Genomic DNA, 17967 nt, shown 5'->3' on the forward strand with positions numbered 1-17967 from the left:
TACCCCCAGCACGCGCCCGGCCACTCGCTGACGAGCCCGCCGGAGGGCGGCGCGAAGCCGCTGTCCGCGGAGGCGCGCGGCGGTGCCCGGTACCAGGAGGACACCAGCCTCGAATAACGCGCGGTCAGGAGGGCCAGACGACGAAGGCCTCCGCGCGCTGCTCGGGAAGCGCGAGGGTACGGATACCGAACTGGTCCTCCCCGGGGCGCCAGACGGCGACGGCCTGTCCGACGTGCTCGAAGTCGCCGAGCAGCACGAGCCGCCCGTCGGGGAGCCAGGTCATCGCGGTGAACTTCAGCGCGGCCGGTACGGGCATCGACGGCGCCTGCTGCCACCGCTGGGAGGCCGGCTCCAGCAGCCACAGGTCCAGCCTCTGCGTAGGGCCGGGCCAGGCCGGGTGCTCGAAGGCGATCGCCAGATAGCGGTTGTCGGGGCTGGCCAGGCCGTCGGAGGGATCACCGATCGCGGTCGGCCGGCGGATCGTGGTGCGGCTGCCGGCCTGCACGTCGGTCAGGACGAGCGCCCCGTCGCCGGTCGCGGCGCCGGTGAGCAGGTACCGACCGGTGACCGCACGGGGCACGACGTGGCAGTCGACCGGCCGGCTCGCGGTACGGGTCTGCCCGTCGAGGGCCACCTCCTGCAGCGTGCAGGTCGTGCCGTCGTACCGGGTGAGCCACACACCCCGGCCGTCGGGGGACGCGACGACGGATGAGCCGGCTGCGATCCGCCGTGCCACGGTCGTGCCCCGCCGCAGCACGTACACGTCGCCGCCTGCATCGCAGGTGAGGCACGATGACGTGATCACCGCGTCCTGACCGACCGCCGTGACCCAGGTCGGCCGGTCGGCGCCCGCAGGCAGCCCGGTGACCGGGGTACGGGCGCCGGTGTCCACATCGACCAGTTCCGGCGGGTTGCTGGCCACCAGCAGGCGAAGCCGTACCGGCCCGGTCAGGGCGACCCCGTGCAGCGGTGTCATGGCGTACGTCGAGGACGGGGTCCCCACCGGGCGGGACCCGGTTCCGGTCGGAGCCGGTGCCGATCCGGGCCGCCCGGTACACCCCGCGAGGAGGGCGGACACGGCGACGATCACCACCACTGACCGGATCGACATGGTGCGGCCCCTCTTCGGCAGGCGGCTGTGCGTGGACAGGTACAGGGGAGACACCGCGACAGCCGCCCGGGTTCCCTCGCCGTCACGGTCCGGTCGCGCCGAGCTCCGCGAGTAGGGGCCGTAGTCGGGCGGCCAGCGCCGCATCCGTGCACGCCAGCTCCGCCGCGAGTGTGGTCACCGCCGCGGCCAGGGCGCGCCGCAGCTCCGTCTCGTCGAGCGACCGCACCAGTGTCGCCTCGAGCGGCGCGGTGAGCGCCGCCGGTAACAGGTGAGCGCCCTTGGCGTAGTCGGTGGGGTAGCCCAGGCGCAGGCAGGCCAGCGCGAGCGTCTGGTCGCGGACCGCGCTGATCCAGTGCTCGGCCTGCCACCACCGGCGCCTTTCGATACAGACCCGGGCGTGCAGGGCGTGATGCCAGGCAAGGCCGGCGAGGCGGTCGTGGGACGGAGGCGTACCGGGCTCGCCCGGCACGGCCGAACCGAAGACGACGCGCCAGTTCGGCCCGTGCGGGCCGAACTCGGCGGACGGCGTGAACGCGAGGTCGACCTCCAGCCATCCGGGCAGCAGGAACACCCGGTAGACGGTGGAACCCGACGGCAGATCCCAGTGGTGGAGGGCGTCGAAGTCGCGGTACAGCCGCTCGGTCCAGCGCTCCAACGCCGCGCCGAGCCGACCCTGGATCGCGAACGCCAGGTCGATGTCCGACCACCGGTCGCCGCCGTACGAGCCGGTGACCGCGGCGCCGACGACGGCAGGGTCGGCCTCGGCCAGTGCGAGCAGGAGCTCCCGTACCCGGTTCCGGTGCGAGACGGCGAACATCGCCCGACCGTATCGGCAGCGCGCCGCGGACCTGGTCGGCAGGGTCAGGGCTTGCGGCCCACGGCGCCGACGATGCAGTGCGAGATCGGGGGCAGCGGCTTGAGACGGGGGCCGTCGGGCCACCAGTCGGCGCACAGGGTGAGGCCGGGCTCGACCAGGTCCAGACCGGCGAACATGCTTTCGATCGCCGGCCGGGTACGGAAGACGCCGGTGCCCATGGGGCTGTGCAGGAAGGTCTCCTCCAACCTCCGGGCCAGCTCGCTGTGCTCGGGCGTCTCGGGATCGTAGAAGTGGCTGATCGCCACGTACGACCCCGAGGGGAGCGCCTCGATGTACTCGCGCATGATCTCGCTGGGGCCGGGCTCGCCGTCGTAGTGGTGCAGGGTGCCGAGTTGGAACAGGGCGATCGGGCTGTCGAAGTCGAGGTACCTGCGGACGACCTCGTCCTCGAGGACCTCCCGCGGCTTGAAGATGTTCGCCGCGGTGAAGTGGGTCTGGTCGTTCTCCTCGAGAAGCGCACGCCCGTGCGCCAGTACCACCGGGTCGTTGTCGACGTAGACGATCCGGGCGTCCGGCTGGATGCGCTGGGCCACCTGGTGGGTGTTCTCGGCGGTGGGCAGGCCGGAGCCGCAGTCCAGGAACTGGGTGATGCCCGTCTGGGACGCCACGAACCGGGTCACGCGGATCAGGAAGTTCCGGTTGTCCCAGCCCAACTGGGTCGCCTCGGGCGCCACGCGCTGAACCTGCCGGAGGACTTCGCGGTCGATCTCGTAGTTGTCCTTGCCGTTGAGGAAGGCGTCGTAGACCCTGGCGATGCTCGCCTTGGTCGTGTCGATGTGCACCGGTAGATCTCTGTTCGACGGTGCGTGTGTGGTTCCGGGCATCGCGGCCTCACAGAGCATTGGGGAAGGAAGGCATCTGTGCATGCACCACAAGTCGACTTAGCCTAAGCACGGAGTCGACAGGCGTATACCGGAACCGTTGTTTTGGATATGCGCCGTAGTGCACGTTTGTGCAGTTATGCCTTCGTTGGCACGCTCGGAGGAGGTAGCCGTGACCGCAGCCGGTCCCGAAACGACACCGGGTGATCCACCGACCGAACGGGCCGGTAGCCCGACCGCGCTACGCATCGTCCTCGGTGCTCACTTGCGCAGGCTGCGTGAGGCCGCCGAGATCTCGCGCCATGAGGCGGGGTACTCCATCCGCAACTCGGAGTCGAAGATCAGCAGGCTCGAACTGGGCAGGGTCAGCCTGAAGGAGCGCGACGTCGCTGACCTGCTCACCCTGTACGGAGTGGCCGACGAGGAGCAGCGGACGGCGTTCCTGGACATGGTCAAGCGGTCGAACGAACCCGGCTGGTGGCACCGCTACGGCGACCTGCTGCCGGACTGGTTTCACGACTACATCGGGTTGGAGGAGGACGCGACCCGGATCCTGACGTACGAGCAGCAGTTCGTGCCCGGCCTGATGCAGACGGAGGCCTATGCCCGGGCGATCGCCAGCCACGGGCGGCCGGAACTGGGCGGCAAGGAAATCGACCGCCGGGTCGCCCTGCGGATGCAGCGCCAGACGGTCCTCGCCAGGCCGGGCGCGCCGCGGCTGTGGGCGGTGATCGACGAGTCGGTGCTGCACCGCCCGATCGGCGGCAGGGACGTGATGCTCGCCCAGGTGGAGTGTCTTCTGGAACTGACCCGGAAACCACAGGTGACCCTGCAGGTGGTGCCGTTCCGGCTGAGCGGGTACGCGGCCGAGGGCTCGTTCACGATGTTGCGTTTCAGCGAGCCGGAGCTGCCCGACCTGGTCTACATAGAACACCTCATCGGCGCGCTCTACCTCGACAAGCCCGTGGAGATCGAGCTGTACAGCAGGGTCTTCGACCGGTTGACCGTGGACGCTGAGACCCCCGCCAACACCAGGCAGCTGCTGCTCAAGCTACGGGCCGAGATGTAGCTTCCTGCCCCGCGCCCGGCGCACGATCCATATGCACGTGCATTGACGGTGCTTTTTGGCGTGCTAACGTCTATGCACAATCACGTGCACGTGCCGGTTGTGGCTGCGAAGGGCAGGTGTGTTGCGGTGAGAGACAACATCCATAGTGGTGTCCCGGCCACTCTGCTGACCGGTGTGGCCTGGCGGAAGAGCGCCCGCAGCGGCGCGGTGGGCAACTGCGTGGAGGTCGCCCGGCTCGACGGTGGCGACGTCGCGGTACGCAACTCACGATTCCCCGAAGGCCCCGCCTTGATCTACACGCGCGCCGAGATGGCGGCGTTCCTGGCCGGAGCCAAGGACGGCGAGTTCGACGATCTGGTCGGCTGACCCGTTCCTGACGGGGGCGATCGTGGTCGGTGGCGCGGCGGCTTCGCGGACCCCGCGCCACCGACCATCCCGCGGACGTGGTCGGCCGTGCCGGCCGGCGGCGGGCGGACTCCCGGATGCCTCGCATCGAGAGGAGCGCGGTGTGGGCTACGTGCTGACAGCCGCCCTGGGGATGCTGCTCGGCTTTCTCTCGGGCCTGCTGTCGTTCAAGGTCAAAAGTGGCTGGTGTCCCGACTGCGGCATGATCAAAAGTTGCCCGGGCTGCGCCGGCTGGGTCGATCCCCGCACCACCGACGAGCGGCCCGGCGCCACCACCGCCGACAACCGCCCGGGACGTGCCCGGGCGGTCCGCTGCCAGCTCGACCGCGGTACGGGGTGAACGCCGCTCAGGGTTTGCGCCCCACGCCGGCGTAGATGCCCTCCTGCCCGCTGCCGTCCCCCTGATCGTTGCGCCACCGCCCCGCGCTGACCACTCCCGGCTTCACCAGCTCCAGGCCGTCGAACATGGCGGCCACCTCGTCATAGGAGCGGAAGTACATCGGGTCCCGGCTGTTGCGCATCGCCTCGACCACCGCATCCATCTCGGCCGGCATCTGGTCCGCGGTCAGGTGGGACAGGGCCAGCAGGCTCCCCGACGGCAGCGCCGCCCGGTACCTGGCCAGAATCTCGAGCGGCTTCCTCTCGTCCGCCACGAAGTGGAAGACCGCCACCATCAGCAGTCCGAGCGGCTTGTCGAAGTCGATGACCCGCCGCACGGCCGGCGCGTCGAGCACCGCCTCCGGCTGGAGCAGGTCGGCGTCGACCACCGTGGCCAGGTCGTTGCCCTGCAGGATGAGCCGGCTGTGGGCCACGGCCACCGGGTCGTAGTCGACGTACACCACCCGACACAGCGGGTTGATGCCCTGTGCGACCTCGTGCACGTTGCCCACGGTGGGGATGCCGGAGCCCAGGTCGAGGAACTGGGTGATGCCCTGCTCGACCATGTACCGCACCGCCCGCCCGAGGAACGCCCGGTTCGAGCCCGCGATCTCCCGCCCGCCGGGCTGGACCTGGAGCACCCGCTCCCCGACGGCCCGGTCGGCGGCGAAGTTGTGGGAGCCGCCCAGCAGGAAGTCGTAGATGCGGGCGGCGCTGGGCGTCTCCACATCGATGCCGTCGGGTACCCAAACGGAACGCTCGGCCATCACACACCTCGCACTCGGTCGGTCACTGAAGCCTACCGACTCAACGGATGACATCAATACCGGCAAAAGGATCGATGAGATCAGAGCCAGATGTTGTCGTGCCGGAGGAAGAACTCCGCCCGCTCCTCCTCGCTCTTCCCGTCCAGGTCGCGGATGCCTTCGAAGTACGCCTCGCGCGGCGCTCCGGGCGCGAAGTGCAGCAGCATCGACGCCGGCTGACCGGACTCGTTGCGGAAGGCGTGGATCCCGCCCTGGGGTACGTGGACGAAGTCCCCGGGGGCGGTGTCGATCCAGCGGGTGCCGTCGTAGATGCGCACCGATCCGGCGAGGATGAAGAACGACTCGGAGATCGACCGGTGGAAGTGCGGGGCGGGGCCGCTCGGCTCCGGGCCGAAGTCCCAGCGGTACAGGCCGTACTCGCCGTTGGTCGACGCGCCGGTCGCCAGGTAGTGCACCCTGGTGCCGTTCGGATTGCTCAGGTCCGGTTCGTGGTCGGCGGGCCGGTACACGGCGCTGACCTCGCCCTTGTTGCCCTGGTAGCGAACTGGTGGATAGGTCATGGGCGCGAACGTCTCCCATCGTGCGGGTAGGCCGGACGCGGTCCGCCGCCGGGCCGGATCGCCCGGCGACGGTGACCGCTGCCCCCCTACCGTATGCCCATGATCCGGGGCGAGGGGAGACCCGCCGCCCGCCTCAGCGCCGGTCGGCGCCCAGGCCCACGCCGAGCAGGATCACGCCCAGCACGAGGTGCAGCGCGTTGTCCGCGCCGTTGATGGCGATGAGGTTGACCGGGTTGTCCCCGGCGATGAACAGGCCGAGGACGCCGAGCAGCAGGTACGCCGCGCCGATGACGACGTTGAGGGTCCGGGCCGTGCGGGCACCGGCCACCGCCGCCGCGATCAGCACCGCGCCGATCGCGAAGTGGACCACGTTGTGCAGCACGTTCACGCCGAACAGGCCGAGCAGCTGACCGCCGTCGTGCCCGGCGGCGCTGTGCCCGCCCGACACGGTGAAGCCGAGCAGGCCCACGATCACGAAGACCGCGCCGAACGCGCCAGCGACGACCTGGTTGATCCGGCGACCGGACACTACTTCCGAACGGGTCTGGGATGCCATGGTGATTACCTCCGAGGTACGCCACCGCTCGTCGGTGACTCACCCCGGATTCGTCGCTGTGACCATTGTGGATGGCTCGGCTCAGGCGAGCGTGACCAGTGCCACGATGGAGCCCTCGGTGGGCCGCTGCGATCCGCCCGCCGGTTCCTTGGACACGCCGAGCGTGTCGGCGCCGGCCATGTCCGTGACGAGCACCGTCCCGGCGCGCTCGCCGGGTCCGAGCAGGCCGACCTTGCTCATCTGGCCGCCTCTGCCGGCCCACAGCTCGTACGCCTGCGTCGGGCCGGGATCGGACAGGTCGTCCAGCACGACCACGCCGGTGTCGCGCGACGCCGACATCACCACGGTCACGTTCCCCTGGCGGGTCAGCCGGGCGTCCGGTGCGGACAGCACCTCGCTGATGCGGCGTGACCGTTCCTGCTCGGCGACGACCCGGGCGTGCTCGTCGCGTACCTGCTGCTGGGTCAACGCCCAGGTGGCGACGCCGCCGCCCGCGGCGAGGATGCCGGCCGCGACGGCCATGGCGGTGCGCCGTCGCCAGCGGGCGGCCGCGCCCGTACCCGGGCCGTCGTCGGAGCGCCGGTTGCCGACCTGACGGGTACGGGCGGCCTCGGCCAGTACGGCGGCGCGCAGCCGCGGCGGCGGCACCGACCAGTTGGACTGGGCCATCCGCCCGACCGTCTCCTGTAGCTCGGCCACCTCGAGGGCGCAGACCTCACACTCGGCGGCGTGCCGGGCGAAGGTGGCGCGCTCGAGGTCGTCGAGCGCGTCGAGGGCGTACGCGCCCGCCAGGGCGTGGATGTCGCCGGCGCCAGAATTGCGTGCCATGGTCATACCCCCGCCACGCCGAGGCAGTCCCGCATCCGGATGAGGCCGTCGCGCATCCGGGCCTTGACCGTGGGGAGGGCGGCGTGCAGCAGCTCGGCGACCTCCCGGTAGGTGTGGCCGCCGTAGTAGGCCAGCGTGATCGCCTCCCGTTGCAGCTCGGTCAGGCCCTCCAGGCAGCGGCGTACCTGAGCCCGGTCCAGCCGGGCCGTCGCCTGCTCCACCACCTCGTCGTACGGCGTGTCGACGCTGCTCGCGGCGACCCGCCGGAGCCGCTCGACCCCGGCCTGCTCGGCGCGTACCCGGTCCACGGCCCGCCGGTGCGCGATGGTGAAGATCCAGGCTGTGGCCGATCCACGCGCCGGGTCGAAGCGCCCGGCCGTCCGCCAGATCTCGACGAGCGCCTCCTGGGCCACCTCCTCGGCCTGGGCCGGGTCGCGCAGCACCCGCAGCACCAGCCCGTACACGCGGGCGGCGACCACGTCGTACAGCGACGCGAACGCGGACTCGTCGCCGAGGGCGACCCGTCTGAGCAGATCGTCGGCCATGGTCGCCGTCCCCGATCCCACTGGATCGGGGACGGCGAGCGGCCCGGTCTCACGGTGCTGATTCATCGGCCCTCCGCCGTGACGCTATCGGATCGGCAGGGGATTCGGAGCCGCCCGGCCGCCGGATGGGTCGAGCGACGCATGACATTCGCCATCCGTCGCGCCGCCCATCCGAACGTCGACGCCCGGCGAATACCCATCGATGACACCCCTACCTCTTCGGGAGAAGTAAATGATCAAGTCCAGGATCGCCAGCCTCGTCGCGGTCGGCGCCGCTGGCGTGTTCGCCCTGTCCGCGTGCGGATCGAACGGCGGCAACACGTCCTCCAGCCCGCAGAACACGACCCCCGCCGCCCCGGCGCCGGCACCGACCACGCAGGCGGCCATGACCGGCGATACGTTCGGCGCCGGCTGTGCGGCCGTACCGACCGACGCGTCGAACCCCGGCAGCTTCACCGCCATGGCCAAGGTTCCGGTGGCCACCGCGGCGTCCGGCAACCCGGTCCTCAAGACCCTGGTCACCGCGGTCACCAAGGCCGAGCTGGGTGACACCCTCAACAGCGCCAAGGACATCACCGTCTTCGCCCCGACCGACGACGCCTTCGCCAAGATCCCGGCGGACAGCATGAACGCGGTCCTCGCCGACCAGAACAAGCTCAAGAGCGTCCTGACCTACCACGTCGTCGCCGGGCGGCTCACCCCCGCCCAGCTGGCCGGTACGCACAAGACGCTGCAGGGCGGCGAGATCACCGTGGCGGGCAGCGGCACGTCGTACACGGTGAACGGCTCCTCGAAGGTGGTCTGCGGCAACGTGCAGACCGCCAACGCGACCGTCTATATCGTCGACACCGTCCTGATGCCCGCGAGCTGACGCTTCGAAGGTGACGGGGGCCCGCGCCCCCGTCACCTTCTTTAGGAGGAGAGCATGCGTCGAACCCTTCAGGGCGTCCTGACCGGACTGCTGGCCGCCGCGGCCGGGCTGTCCGCGGCCGCGCTCGTCGCGGCGGTGCTGCGCCCGGGCGCCGACCCGCTGTTCGCGGTCGGCTCGGCCGCCATCGACGCGACGCCGCACGCGGTCAAGGACCTCGCCGTCCGTACCCTCGGCACCTGGGACAAGCCGGCGCTGCTGCTCGGCATGGGTCTGGTGCTCGCCGCCGCCGCAGCCGGGCTCGGCGTGCTGGCGCTGCGCCGGCCGACGGTTGCGGCCGTTGCGATCGGCGGGCTGTCCCTGGTCGGGGCGGTGGCCGCAGCGACCCGCCCGGGCGCTGCCTGGGCCGATGCCGTCCCGGGAGTGGTCGGGGGTGGCGTGGCGGTCGGCGTCCTGTACCTGCTACTGCGGCCGGCAGGGGAGCCCGCTGCCGACGGCCGGCCGTTGTCGAGGCGTCGCATGCTCACCACGGCGGGGCTGGCGGCGGTGGCGGCGGGCACCGCGTACGGCCTCCGGGGCTTCCGCGCCGACACCGCGGCCCGGCGCCGCGCCGCCGTACGCCTGCCCGCGCCGGCCGAGCCGGCGGCGCCGCCGCTGCCCGACCTGCTCACCCCGAACCGCGACTTCTACCGGGTCGACACCGCACTGACCGTGCCGCGCGTCAACCCCGACACCTGGCGGCTGACCATCAAGGGCATGGTGGACCGGCCGAGTACCCTCACCCTCGACGACCTGCTGCGCCGCCCGCTGATCGAGCGCGACATCACGATGACCTGTGTGTCCAACGACGTCGGCGGCCCGTACGTGGGCACCGCCCGCTGGCTGGGGGCGCGGCTGGCTCCGCTGCTGCGCGACGCCGGCCTCCGGGCCGGTGCCGACCAGCTCATCGCGCGGTCGGTCGACGGCATGACCATCGGTACGCCGATCGCGGCGCTGCTGGACGGGCGCGACGCGATGCTGGCGGTGGGCATGAACGGCGAGCCGCTGCCGGCCGAGCACGGCTTCCCGGTACGGATGCTGACCCCGGGGCTCTACGGGTACGCCGGCTCCTGCAAGTGGGTCAGCGAGCTGGAGGTCACCCGCTTCGCCGACGTCGACGCGTACTGGGTCACGCGCGGCTACGCGCGGGTCGCGCCGGTCAAGACCGCCTCGCGGATCGATCGGCCGGCCGCGCTCGCGACCGTACCGGCCGGGATGTTCACCGTCGCCGGCGTGGCCTGGGCGCAGCGTCGCGGCATCGCCGCGGTGGAGGTGCAGGTCGACGGCGGGCCCTGGCAGCGGGCGACGCTGGCCCGAGTGCCCTCGGTCGACACCTGGGTGCAATGGACCTGGCGGTGGCAGGCCACGCGGGGCGCGCACACGCTACGGGTACGGGCGACCGATGGGACCGGCGCGGTACAGGAGGAGAAGCGGGTACCCGTCTTTCCCGACGGCGCGACCGGCTGGCACACCCTGGCTGTCACGGTGGCCTGACAGCGCGTCCATGATCTCGGCCGTCGAGCGCCACCTCGACCACCGCGTCGCGGGCATCGTCGCCATCGCCCCGGCGCTCGTCCAGCGCGACAGCGTGGCCGCGCCACGCGCCTGAGCCGCGCCACGCGCTGACCGGGCCGGACCGACCGTTCACGACCGAGCCCGGTGCCGGCGATCGGCGCTGTCCTGGACGCCGAGGTGACCGAGGCCGACCATTGTGGTGCCGGGAAACGTTGTGAGATTCTTTCTCATCGATGGATGTTAACGATAACATCAACGCCACCAACCTCGGCGACCCGCTGAACGGCTGGCGGCTCACCTGGTCGTCACCGCAGGCCAGACCACCACCCAGCTGTGGAACGCGGGCTACACACAGTCGGGTGCACAGGTGACGCTCACCAACACCAGTTGGAACGGCAACATCCCCACCGGAGGCAGCATGAGTTTCGGGTTCAACGCTTCGTGGACCGGATCCAACCCGGTACCGACGCCCCCCTCGCCGACCCCGACGAGTGGCGGCGGTGACTCGCTGCCGTCCAGCTTCCGGTGGAGTTCCAGCGGCCTGCTGATCGCGCCGAAGTCGGACGCGACGCACACCGTCGTCAGCATCAAGGACCCGTCGGTGGTTTACTACAACGGCAGATGGCACGTGTTCGCGAGCGTGGCGAGCTCGTCGGGGTACAGCATGGTGTACCTGAACTTCGCCGACTGGTCGCAGGCCGGCTCGGCCACGCACTACTACCTGGACCGATCGGGCATCGGCACCGGGTACCGGGCCGCGCCGCAGGTGTTCTACTTCGCCCCGCAGCGCCTGTGGTACCTGGTCTACCAGACCGACAACGCGTCCTACTCCACCAACCCCGACATCGGCGATCCCAACGGCTGGAGTGCGCCGAAGGACTTCTACCCGTCGATGCCGAGCATCATCGCCCAGAACATCGGCAACGGCTACTGGGTCGACATGTGGGTCATCTGCGACGACGCCAACTGCTACCTGTTCTCCTCGGACGACAACGGGCACCTGTACCGGTCGCAGACCACCCTGGCCGACTTCCCCAACGGCATGAGCGAGCCGGTGATCGCGTTGCAGGACGCCAACCGAAACAATCTGTTCGAAGCCAGCAACGTCTACAAGGTGGAGGGTTCCAACCAGTACCTGCTGATCGTGGAGGCGATCGGGTCGGACGGCCGGCGCTACTTCCGGTCCTGGACCTCGCCCACGATCAACGGCAACTGGACGCCGCTGGCGGCGACCGAGAGCAACCCGTTCGCCCGAGCTGACAACGTGACCTTCAGCGGGACGGCGTGGACCAGCGACATCAGCCACGGCGAGCTGATCCGGGCGGGGTACGACCAGACCCTGACGATCAGCCCGTGCCACCTTCGGTACCTCTACCAGGGCATGGATCCGAACGCCGGCGGTGACTACGACAGCCTGCCCTGGCGGCTCGGGCTGCTCACCCAGACCAACTCCACCTACTGACCTCGCGACGATGCGACGGGGCGTGTGGCGGACGGCTCCCGGGCAACCGTCGTCATGTGGATGTGTCCTACGCCGCCGGCCGCATCCGTGCCGGAAACCGTCGGTGGCCGCCGGTACCGTCCACCTTGACCATTGGGGCGAAGGAGGAAACCCATGACCGTGGACGGGGCCGTCGTCACCGGCGAGCGCGCCGACCTGCTGGACGCGCTGGCCAAGCACCGCTTCTTCCTGCGCAACACCACCCGGGACCTCACCGACGAGCAGGCCGCGCGCCGCACGACCGTGAGCGAGCTGTGCCTCGGCGGGATCGTCAAGCACGTCACCGACGTCGAGCGCAACTGGGTGAAGTTCATCCTCGGGGGGCCGTCCGAGATGCCGTCCTGGACCGACGACGCAGCGCTCCAGCGGCACGCGGACAGCTTCCGTGTGCTGCCCGGGGAGACCCTGGCGGGGCTGCTCGATGAGTACGACGCGGTGGCCCGGCGCACCGACGAGCTGGTGGAGACGCTGCCGGACCTCGACGCCTCGCACCCGCTGCCGGAGGCGCCGTGGAACCCGCCGGGCCTGCACTGGTCGGCGCGGCGCGTCCTGCTGCACATCATCGCAGAGACGTCCCAGCATGCCGGGCACGCCGACATCATCCGGGAGGCGCTCGACGGCGCGAAGTCGATGGGGTAGGCACCCACGGCAGCCGCAGCGCGGCGGCCGCGAGGCGGGGCAGGAAGAACCCGAGCGCGGCACCGAGCAGGGGCAGGCCGGCCAGGAAGGTCGCACGGGTACCGCGGGAGAAGCCAAGGGTCGTTGGCTCACCAACCTCCCGACGAGCCGCCACCGTCGGAGCCGCCACCCCCGAAACCGCCACCGGTACCGGACGACCCGGAGGAGCTGCCTCCCGAGCCAGCCATGGGCAGATGGGTGTCCCGGGGGCCGGCAACGCGTCCGACCCGGCGTAGCGAGCGTTCGGTGACGACGATGACGACGGCCATCACGGGGACCGCGGCCACCATCAGGTACCACCATGGGAAGCCGCCGTCGTCCCGGTCGGGCTCGGGTGCGGGCGCGGCCTGCCCACCGTGGACGGGCGACGCCCCGGCGCCGGTGAGACCGGCCAGCTCCGCGCCGGGTTCGACCGGGTGGCCCAGCCGACGGCGGATCTCGTCCAGCCCGGCGAGGATGCCGGCGGCGTACCTGTCGTGCCGGAACTCGGGCGTGATCGTCGTGGTGATGATCTGGTCGGCCCGGTCGTCGCTGAGCCGGCCGGTCATGCCCCGGCCGGTGGCGATGCGCAGCCGGTGGTCGTCGACCGCGACGACGAGCAGTACGCCGTTGTCCTGGCCGACCTTGCCGACGCCCCAGCTGTTGAACAGCCCGGTAGCCCAGCTCTCGATGCTTGCGTCGCCGGTGGTAGGTACGACCGCCACCGCGATCTCGTCACCGGTGCGGTCCTCGTCGGCCCGCAGTACGGCGGTGATCCGGCTGCACAGGTCCGAGCCGAGCACCCCGGTGGTGTCGACGCACCGGCCGTCGGGCGCCGGATACGCCGGTGCCGCCGCGGCCGGCCCGGTGGCGGCCAGCACGAGCACGGTCGCGGCCGTGACGATCATCAATACCCGTCCCATGTCCCCACTGTGCGCGCGGCCGTCAAATCACCGCGATGCTCGGGTACGGGTGGCGCAGGAAGTCGTGGTGCGAGATGTCCCAGCCGTACCCGCCGGTGTTGCCGAAGACCAGCACGTCGCCGACCCGCAGCCGGTCCACCGGCAGGTCGCGGGCCAGCACGTCGCGCGGCGTGCACAGCTCGCCGGTGACGTCGACGACGGCGTCGCGCACCTCGGGCCGCTCGAACGGGTACGGCCACGCGTCGCGGGCCAGGACGGTCGCCGGGTGGCTGTACCCCCACGCGGCGGGCAGCCGGAAATGGTGGGTGCCGCCGCGCAGGACCGCGAACCAGCGGCCGTGGGTGCGTTTGAGGTCGAGCACCTCGGCGGCGTACCAGCCGGCCGGGGCGGCGAGGTACCGGCCCGGTTCGAACGCGAGCGTCACCCCCTCGGGCAGCGCGATCCCGGCGAGGCCGGCCCGCAGCGCCGCCAGGTCGAACCGCGCGTTCCCGGTGTAGTCCACGCCGAACCCGCCGCCCACGTTGACGTAGCTCAGATCGACGCCCAGCCGGCGGGCCGTGGCGAGCGCCCAGTCGAGCGCGTCGGCGACGTAGGCCGCGTGCGCGGCCGCGTCGAGGTTGTTGGAGACCGCGTGCAGGTGGAACCCGACCAACCTAAGCGCCGGCAGCCCCCGGACGAGCGCGACCGCCTCGCCGAGCGCGGCCTCCTCGATGCCGAACGGGGTGGGCACGCCGGTCATGGCGTGGCTGCCGGACAGCCCGGCGCCGGGGCGGTTCACCCGCAGCGCGACGCGTACCGGCCGGCCGCCGGCGACGGCGGCCAACCGGCGTAGCTCGAGCAGGCTCTCGGCGTGTACGAGCGTGCCGGTGGACACGGCGGCGGCCAGCTCCGTGTCGGTCTTGGCCGGGCCGCCGAACGCGATGGTGGCCGCGCCGGCCTGTGTCGCCAGCGCGAGCTCACCACCGGAGGCGACCTCGAGGCCGTCGACCACCTCGGCCAGGGCGGCCACGACCTGCGGATGCCCGTTGGCCTTGACCGCGTACAGCAGCAGCGCCCCGGCCGGCAGCGCGGCCCGCACCTCGGCGGCGGTGCGCCGCAGGACCTCCCGGTCGTAGACGTACGCGCAGACCGGGCGGGGCAGCGCGGCCAGCGCCCCGGTGACCTTCGGCGGGATCATCGAAGTGGGTTGCGCACGGGCACGTACACGTCGCCACTGCCGCACAGCCGCATCCGTACCAGCGCCTTGTGCGGAACCAGCGGCGCGGTGAGGAACCGGTGGTCGTCGGCGGCGTCGCCGGCCACCGCCGGGTCGCCGCGCAGCTCGTCGTAGGTTTCGTCGACGATGTCGCGTACCGACCGCCACGCCGCGTCCTCGTCCAGTCCGTGCGAGGCGGCCAGTTGGACGATCACCTCGCCCAGGTGCGCCTGCAGCGCGGTGTACCCGAGCTTGGCGCGCATCACGTCGGCGTCGTCGGTCCCGATCACCGAGCCGGGCCACAGCGCGACGCGGTGGCCGCTCGCGGCCAGCCGGGGCCGGTGTACCCGCAGCCCCGCGAAGTCGCGCAGCGCCAGGCGGTGCGGCGCGCCGTCCCGGAACAGCAGCACACAGTTCTGCAGGTGCGCCTCGATCGCGATGCCGTGCCGGGTGGCCAGCCGCAGCAGCGGGGGCAGCAACAACCGGGCGTACCCGGCCACGAAGCGCGCCGCCGCGTCCGCCCGGTGCCCGAGGCGGCGGCCGGCGGCGTACCGGTCGACCAGCTCGGCGAGCACGGTCGCGCCGGTCACCGGCGACGTGGCGTACAGCGCCCCACCGGGAACCGCCACCTCGCCGTCGCGCAGCCGGCCGTCGAGGCCCCGGCGCACGATCGCGGCCAGGTCGCGGCGCTTTTCCCCGATGAGCGTGGCGGCGCCGGCCTCCTCGTCGAGCAGCATGACCCGTGGCTCGTCGGCGAGCAGCCGGTGCAGCAGCGCCGACAGGGCGGGGCCGTTGCGGGTACTGGCCACCGAGATCGTGCGCCGGGTCGAGGTGACCTGGATGTCGAGCGACAGCTTGAGGTACCGGCGGGGCTGACCGGGCACGGGGTCGAGCAGCAGGGTGCGCAGCGCCGCGGTGGGAGCGCCGGTACGGGTGACGCCGTCCATCGGTACCAGCGCGCCGTCGGTGACCAGGCCGGCGTACCGCCGGCGGAGCACCCGGTCGAGCTGCCAGGCGTGCACCGGCTGCACGGCGTACCCGGACCGGTGCGCCCGTACGCCGAGCAGTTCACCGACGTCGTCGCCGACGTGCAGGTCGCGGCGGACCGCGACGAACCCGACCGTGACGGAGGCGGACTCCAGGTCGTGGGCGAGCGCGTCGGCGACGCCCCAGCCCAGCCGGGTCCGCCCGCACGGGTGCAGGTTGTGCCCGTCGACGGACAGCCGCTCGAAGTACAGCGCCTGGTCGTCGGGTGACAGCGGCTCGGCTCGTGCCACGCTGTCGCGCGCTCGCCCGACGCTGCCGTCCGGCGACGGCCGCCGCGCGTACGCCAGGGCCAACTTGACGGCGGCGTCGGCGAGCTCGACGGCGAGGTCAGCGCCGCCGATGCGCTGCGGCAGGTCGGCGAGGACCCGCGCCGGGTCGCGGACCAGCGGGGCCTCCGCCCGGTCGAACGCATGCCGGGTCACGCCGTCGGCGGTCCGGGCGAGCAGGTCGGGGTCGCGCATCCCGGCGAGGTCCTCCCGGTACGCGGCGCCGACCAGCCGGCTCGCGACGGTGTGCACGGCGCGGGGGAGCGCGGCGGTGAAGCCGGCGCACAGCTCGGGCGCGACCTCGGCGAGTTCGCTGCGCGCCGACGCCACGGCGGCGTCCAGGGCGGTACCGGTGGTCGTCGTCGTCATCGGGCCCCGATCGGGTTGTCGCGCCAGGTCCAGCGGTCTTCGAGCGGGTCGTCGGCCAGCCGCATCGCCGTGGTCGCCTTCACCGGCCAGGGGCTGGTACGCAGTACGGCCCCGTCCGCGCCGGCGGCCGCGGGCAGCGCGGCGTACGCGTCGGCCAGGGCGGAGTCGGCGATCCGCCACAGCCCGGCCGGGTCCAGGTCGTACTCGCGGCCCAGGACCGCCACCTGCTCGCTGACCACGCCTGACAGTAGCGCCGCGGTGAGCTTGGTACGCAGGACGTGCGGGTCGTCGCTGATGATGTCGCCGCGCAGCGGCGGTGACTCGAGCCCGGAGGCGGCCAGCCGTCGCGGACTGATCCGCACCCCGCCCAGGTCGCGGTAGAGCAGCCGGACCGGCCGGCCGCCGCGCAGGACGACGCACATGTTCTGACCGTGCGCCTCGAGGGCGACGCCCAGGTACAGCAGCGTGGTCAACGCGGGAAACAGCAGGTTGACGAGGGCGGTGAAGAACCCGTCCGGGTGACCGCGGTAGCCGAGGGTCACCGCCTCGCGGACCAGCGGGCGCCCGTCGGCGGGAGAGCGCGCGGCGAGGGCTGCGAGGGGTACGACCACCTCGCCGGGGGCCGGGCGGGGCGCGCGCCGGCGCACCATGGCGAGGCTGCGGTCGGGGGCGCCGTCGACCACCACCGCACCGGCCGCGACCTCGGCCAGCAGGCCCAGCCCGGGGATGGCGGCGCCGAGGTCGCCCAGCAGCGCGGAGAGTGCAGGTCCATTGTGGATCGCGGCGTCGGAGACGGTACGGACGGCGCTGGTCATCTGGACGTCGACGGCGGTCTTGACGTGCCACTCCGGCTCGTCGACCGGCGCGAGGGTACGTAACGACATGAGCGGCCGGGCGGGGACCGTCTCGCCGGTCGGGCGCAGCCCCGGATACCGGTCGAGGACGTGGTCGCGCTGCCAGGGGTGCATCAGCAGGCGGGGTGGCAGGCCATCCCCGGTGGACAGCCACTGGTCCGGCGGTACGTCGACGACGGCCAGGCCGACGATCGGGTGGTGCTCCGGGGCGTACGCCAGGACGTCCGCGGTGGACAGTCCGCGCCGGGTGCGGCAGCAGGGGTGCAGCGGATGACCGTCCACGACGAGCTGTTCGGCGTACGCGATCGCCGCCCCCGGTTCCCGGCGCGACAGCCGCTCGAGCACGGGCGGGCCGCCGTCGGGGGCGGGCTGCGCGGCGCGGGCCAGCGCAAGGTTGGCGACGGACTCGTCGACCTCGGCGCGCAGCCGGTCGGCGTGGCCGGGCAGGTCGAGCGCGGCGAGGAGGTCGGCCGGGTGCTCGTACGGCCTCCCGTCGAGCACCGGGGCGAGCCCCGGCGGCGCGACGGCGAAGAGCCGTGCCGCGGCGGAGGGGCCCCGCAGCTCGTGGCCGGTGAGTTCGATGACGAGGTCGTCGTGCTCGCGGGTCACCCGCAGCACACCGGGGATCGGCTCGCCGCCCAGGGCTCCCCACAGTCGGGAGAGGACGGCCGCCCGGGCCCCGGGGAGCGCGTCGGCGTACGCCGTTCTGAGGGTCGGGTCGCCCTCGAGCGCGGCCCCGGTCGCGGACTCGGCGTGGGTCAGGTACCCGGTGTCCGCCGGGGGTGCGGCCGTGCCGGTCGTGCCTGGATGCGCCAC

General features: G+C 72.2%; 20 protein-coding genes. 7 read left to right on the top strand and 13 right to left on the bottom strand.

Going from position 1 to position 17967, the window contains the following annotated elements; genetic code table 11:
* Window positions 1–124: 124 nt before the first annotated feature.
* The 3 genes from Pme01_RS09850 to Pme01_RS09860 form a co-directional block, all read right to left on the bottom strand.
* A complete protein-coding gene (locus Pme01_RS09850; protein WP_168114405.1) occupies window positions 125–1111 on the bottom strand; it encodes a TolB-like translocation protein in 987 nt (328 codons plus the stop codon).
* Between the two features lie 82 nt (window positions 1112–1193).
* On the bottom strand, window positions 1194–1928 hold the full coding sequence (locus Pme01_RS09855) for a hypothetical protein (RefSeq protein ID WP_168114406.1): 735 nt from the start codon (window positions 1926–1928) through the stop codon (window positions 1194–1196).
* A 44-nt stretch (window positions 1929–1972) separates the two neighbouring features.
* Window positions 1973–2770 (bottom strand): SAM-dependent methyltransferase, encoded by a 798-nt coding sequence (locus Pme01_RS09860; RefSeq protein ID WP_168114407.1) that lies wholly within the window; start codon window positions 2768–2770, stop codon window positions 1973–1975.
* 211 nt (window positions 2771–2981) lie between these two features.
* Here Pme01_RS09860 and Pme01_RS09865 point away from each other — a divergent pair, with 211 nt between their 5' ends.
* The 3 genes from Pme01_RS09865 to Pme01_RS09875 all read left to right on the top strand — a co-directional run bounded on the left by Pme01_RS09865 (window position 2982) and on the right by Pme01_RS09875 (window position 4623).
* Window positions 2982–3878 carry a Sco1979 family transcriptional regulator gene (locus tag Pme01_RS09865; protein ID WP_505868747.1) on the top strand — a complete coding sequence of 299 codons (897 nt, stop codon included), beginning with the start codon at window positions 2982–2984 and terminating at the stop codon, window positions 3876–3878.
* Between the two features lie 126 nt (window positions 3879–4004).
* Window positions 4005–4244: a DUF397 domain-containing protein gene (locus Pme01_RS09870; protein ID WP_239088121.1), complete on the top strand. Its 240-nt coding sequence runs from the start codon at window positions 4005–4007 to the stop codon at window positions 4242–4244.
* A 142-nt stretch (window positions 4245–4386) separates the two neighbouring features.
* Entirely contained in the window at window positions 4387–4623 is a 237-nt protein-coding gene (locus tag Pme01_RS09875; RefSeq protein ID WP_168114118.1) for a hypothetical protein, read from the top strand.
* A gap of 7 nt (window positions 4624–4630) precedes the next feature.
* Here the strand turns inward: Pme01_RS09875 and Pme01_RS09880 are convergent, their stop codons facing one another.
* From Pme01_RS09880 to sigK, 5 genes are all read right to left on the bottom strand, one after another.
* A complete protein-coding gene (locus tag Pme01_RS09880; protein ID WP_168114410.1) occupies window positions 4631–5428 on the bottom strand; it encodes an SAM-dependent methyltransferase in 798 nt (265 codons plus the stop codon).
* Window positions 5429–5508: 80 nt separating this feature from the next.
* Entirely contained in the window at window positions 5509–5988 is a 480-nt protein-coding gene (locus tag Pme01_RS09885) for a cupin domain-containing protein (RefSeq protein WP_168114411.1), read from the bottom strand.
* Between the two features lie 133 nt (window positions 5989–6121).
* A complete protein-coding gene (locus Pme01_RS09890; RefSeq protein WP_168114412.1) occupies window positions 6122–6544 on the bottom strand; it encodes a DUF4383 domain-containing protein in 423 nt (140 codons plus the stop codon).
* Between the two features lie 81 nt (window positions 6545–6625).
* Entirely contained in the window at window positions 6626–7372 is a 747-nt protein-coding gene (locus Pme01_RS09895) for an anti-sigma factor (protein WP_168114413.1), read from the bottom strand.
* Between the two features lie 2 nt (window positions 7373–7374).
* Window positions 7375–7983, bottom strand: coding sequence for an ECF RNA polymerase sigma factor SigK (gene sigK, locus Pme01_RS09900; protein ID WP_168114414.1), 609 nt, complete (start codon window positions 7981–7983; stop codon window positions 7375–7377).
* Between the two features lie 166 nt (window positions 7984–8149).
* Between sigK and Pme01_RS09905 the strand changes: the two genes are divergently transcribed.
* From Pme01_RS09905 to Pme01_RS09920, 4 genes are all read left to right on the top strand, one after another.
* Complete coding sequence (locus Pme01_RS09905; protein WP_168114415.1) at window positions 8150–8788, top strand: fasciclin domain-containing protein; 639 nt, start codon at window positions 8150–8152, stop codon at window positions 8786–8788.
* A gap of 54 nt (window positions 8789–8842) precedes the next feature.
* The gene (locus Pme01_RS09910; RefSeq protein WP_168114416.1) at window positions 8843–10318 is read left to right on the top strand and encodes a molybdopterin-dependent oxidoreductase; all 1476 of its coding nucleotides are present in this window, start codon (window positions 8843–8845) and stop codon (window positions 10316–10318) included.
* Between the two features lie 352 nt (window positions 10319–10670).
* Entirely contained in the window at window positions 10671–11801 is a 1131-nt protein-coding gene (locus Pme01_RS09915; protein WP_239088142.1) for a non-reducing end alpha-L-arabinofuranosidase family hydrolase, read from the top strand.
* A gap of 153 nt (window positions 11802–11954) precedes the next feature.
* Window positions 11955–12479, top strand: a complete 525-nt coding sequence (locus tag Pme01_RS09920; protein WP_168114417.1) for a DinB family protein — start codon at window positions 11955–11957, stop codon at window positions 12477–12479.
* On the opposite strand, the gene Pme01_RS31935 is transcribed toward Pme01_RS09920, so the two are convergent.
* Genes Pme01_RS31935 through Pme01_RS09940 form a run of 5 tightly spaced genes read right to left on the bottom strand, consistent with a single transcriptional unit; the run spans window position 12439 to window position 17967 of the window.
* Complete coding sequence (locus Pme01_RS31935; protein ID WP_420850490.1) at window positions 12439–12663, bottom strand: YqeB family protein; 225 nt, start codon at window positions 12661–12663, stop codon at window positions 12439–12441. The two genes, Pme01_RS09920 and Pme01_RS31935, sit on opposite strands and share 41 nt — an antisense overlap.
* Complete coding sequence (locus tag Pme01_RS09925) at window positions 12608–13420, bottom strand: TPM domain-containing protein (protein WP_168114418.1); 813 nt, start codon at window positions 13418–13420, stop codon at window positions 12608–12610. The genes Pme01_RS31935 and Pme01_RS09925 overlap by 56 nt, the downstream gene beginning before the upstream one ends.
* Before the next feature lie 22 nt (window positions 13421–13442).
* Window positions 13443–14597 carry an alanine racemase gene (locus Pme01_RS09930; protein WP_168114419.1) on the bottom strand — a complete coding sequence of 385 codons (1155 nt, stop codon included), beginning with the start codon at window positions 14595–14597 and terminating at the stop codon, window positions 13443–13445.
* Window positions 14594–16297, bottom strand: coding sequence for an IucA/IucC family protein (locus tag Pme01_RS09935; RefSeq protein WP_168114420.1), 1704 nt, complete (start codon window positions 16295–16297; stop codon window positions 14594–14596). The genes Pme01_RS09930 and Pme01_RS09935 overlap by 4 nt, the downstream gene beginning before the upstream one ends.
* The gene (locus Pme01_RS09940) at window positions 16294–17967 is read right to left on the bottom strand and encodes an IucA/IucC family protein (protein ID WP_203935523.1); all 1674 of its coding nucleotides are present in this window, start codon (window positions 17965–17967) and stop codon (window positions 16294–16296) included. The genes Pme01_RS09935 and Pme01_RS09940 overlap by 4 nt, the downstream gene beginning before the upstream one ends.

The organism is Planosporangium mesophilum, from assembly GCF_016863255.1.
GTDB lineage: Bacteria > Actinomycetota > Actinomycetes > Mycobacteriales > Micromonosporaceae > Planosporangium > Planosporangium mesophilum.

Excerpts from the sequence above, each read along its gene's own strand:
- Pme01_RS09850 (WP_168114405.1), bottom strand. The coding sequence starts at position 1,111 with ATGTCGATCCGGTCAGTGGTGGTGATCGTCGCCGTGTCCGCCCTCCTC.
- Pme01_RS09855 (WP_168114406.1), bottom strand. The coding sequence starts at position 1,928 with ATGTTCGCCGTCTCGCACCGGAACCGGGTACGGGAGCTCCTGCTCGCA.
- Pme01_RS09880 (WP_168114410.1), bottom strand. The coding sequence starts at position 5,428 with ATGGCCGAGCGTTCCGTTTGGGTACCCGACGGCATCGATGTGGAGACG.
- Pme01_RS09885 (WP_168114411.1), bottom strand. The coding sequence starts at position 5,988 with ATGACCTATCCACCAGTTCGCTACCAGGGCAACAAGGGCGAGGTCAGC.
- Pme01_RS09890 (WP_168114412.1), bottom strand. The coding sequence starts at position 6,544 with ATGGCATCCCAGACCCGTTCGGAAGTAGTGTCCGGTCGCCGGATCAAC.
- Pme01_RS09895 (WP_168114413.1), bottom strand. The coding sequence starts at position 7,372 with ATGGCACGCAATTCTGGCGCCGGCGACATCCACGCCCTGGCGGGCGCG.
- sigK (WP_168114414.1), bottom strand. The coding sequence starts at position 7,983 with ATGAATCAGCACCGTGAGACCGGGCCGCTCGCCGTCCCCGATCCAGTG.
- Pme01_RS09905 (WP_168114415.1), top strand. The coding sequence starts at position 8,150 with ATGATCAAGTCCAGGATCGCCAGCCTCGTCGCGGTCGGCGCCGCTGGC.
- Pme01_RS09910 (WP_168114416.1), top strand. The coding sequence starts at position 8,843 with ATGCGTCGAACCCTTCAGGGCGTCCTGACCGGACTGCTGGCCGCCGCG.
- Pme01_RS09920 (WP_168114417.1), top strand. The coding sequence starts at position 11,955 with ATGACCGTGGACGGGGCCGTCGTCACCGGCGAGCGCGCCGACCTGCTG.
- Pme01_RS09925 (WP_168114418.1), bottom strand. The coding sequence starts at position 13,420 with ATGGGACGGGTATTGATGATCGTCACGGCCGCGACCGTGCTCGTGCTG.
- Pme01_RS09930 (WP_168114419.1), bottom strand. The coding sequence starts at position 14,597 with ATGATCCCGCCGAAGGTCACCGGGGCGCTGGCCGCGCTGCCCCGCCCG.
- Pme01_RS09935 (WP_168114420.1), bottom strand. The coding sequence starts at position 16,297 with ATGACGACGACGACCACCGGTACCGCCCTGGACGCCGCCGTGGCGTCG.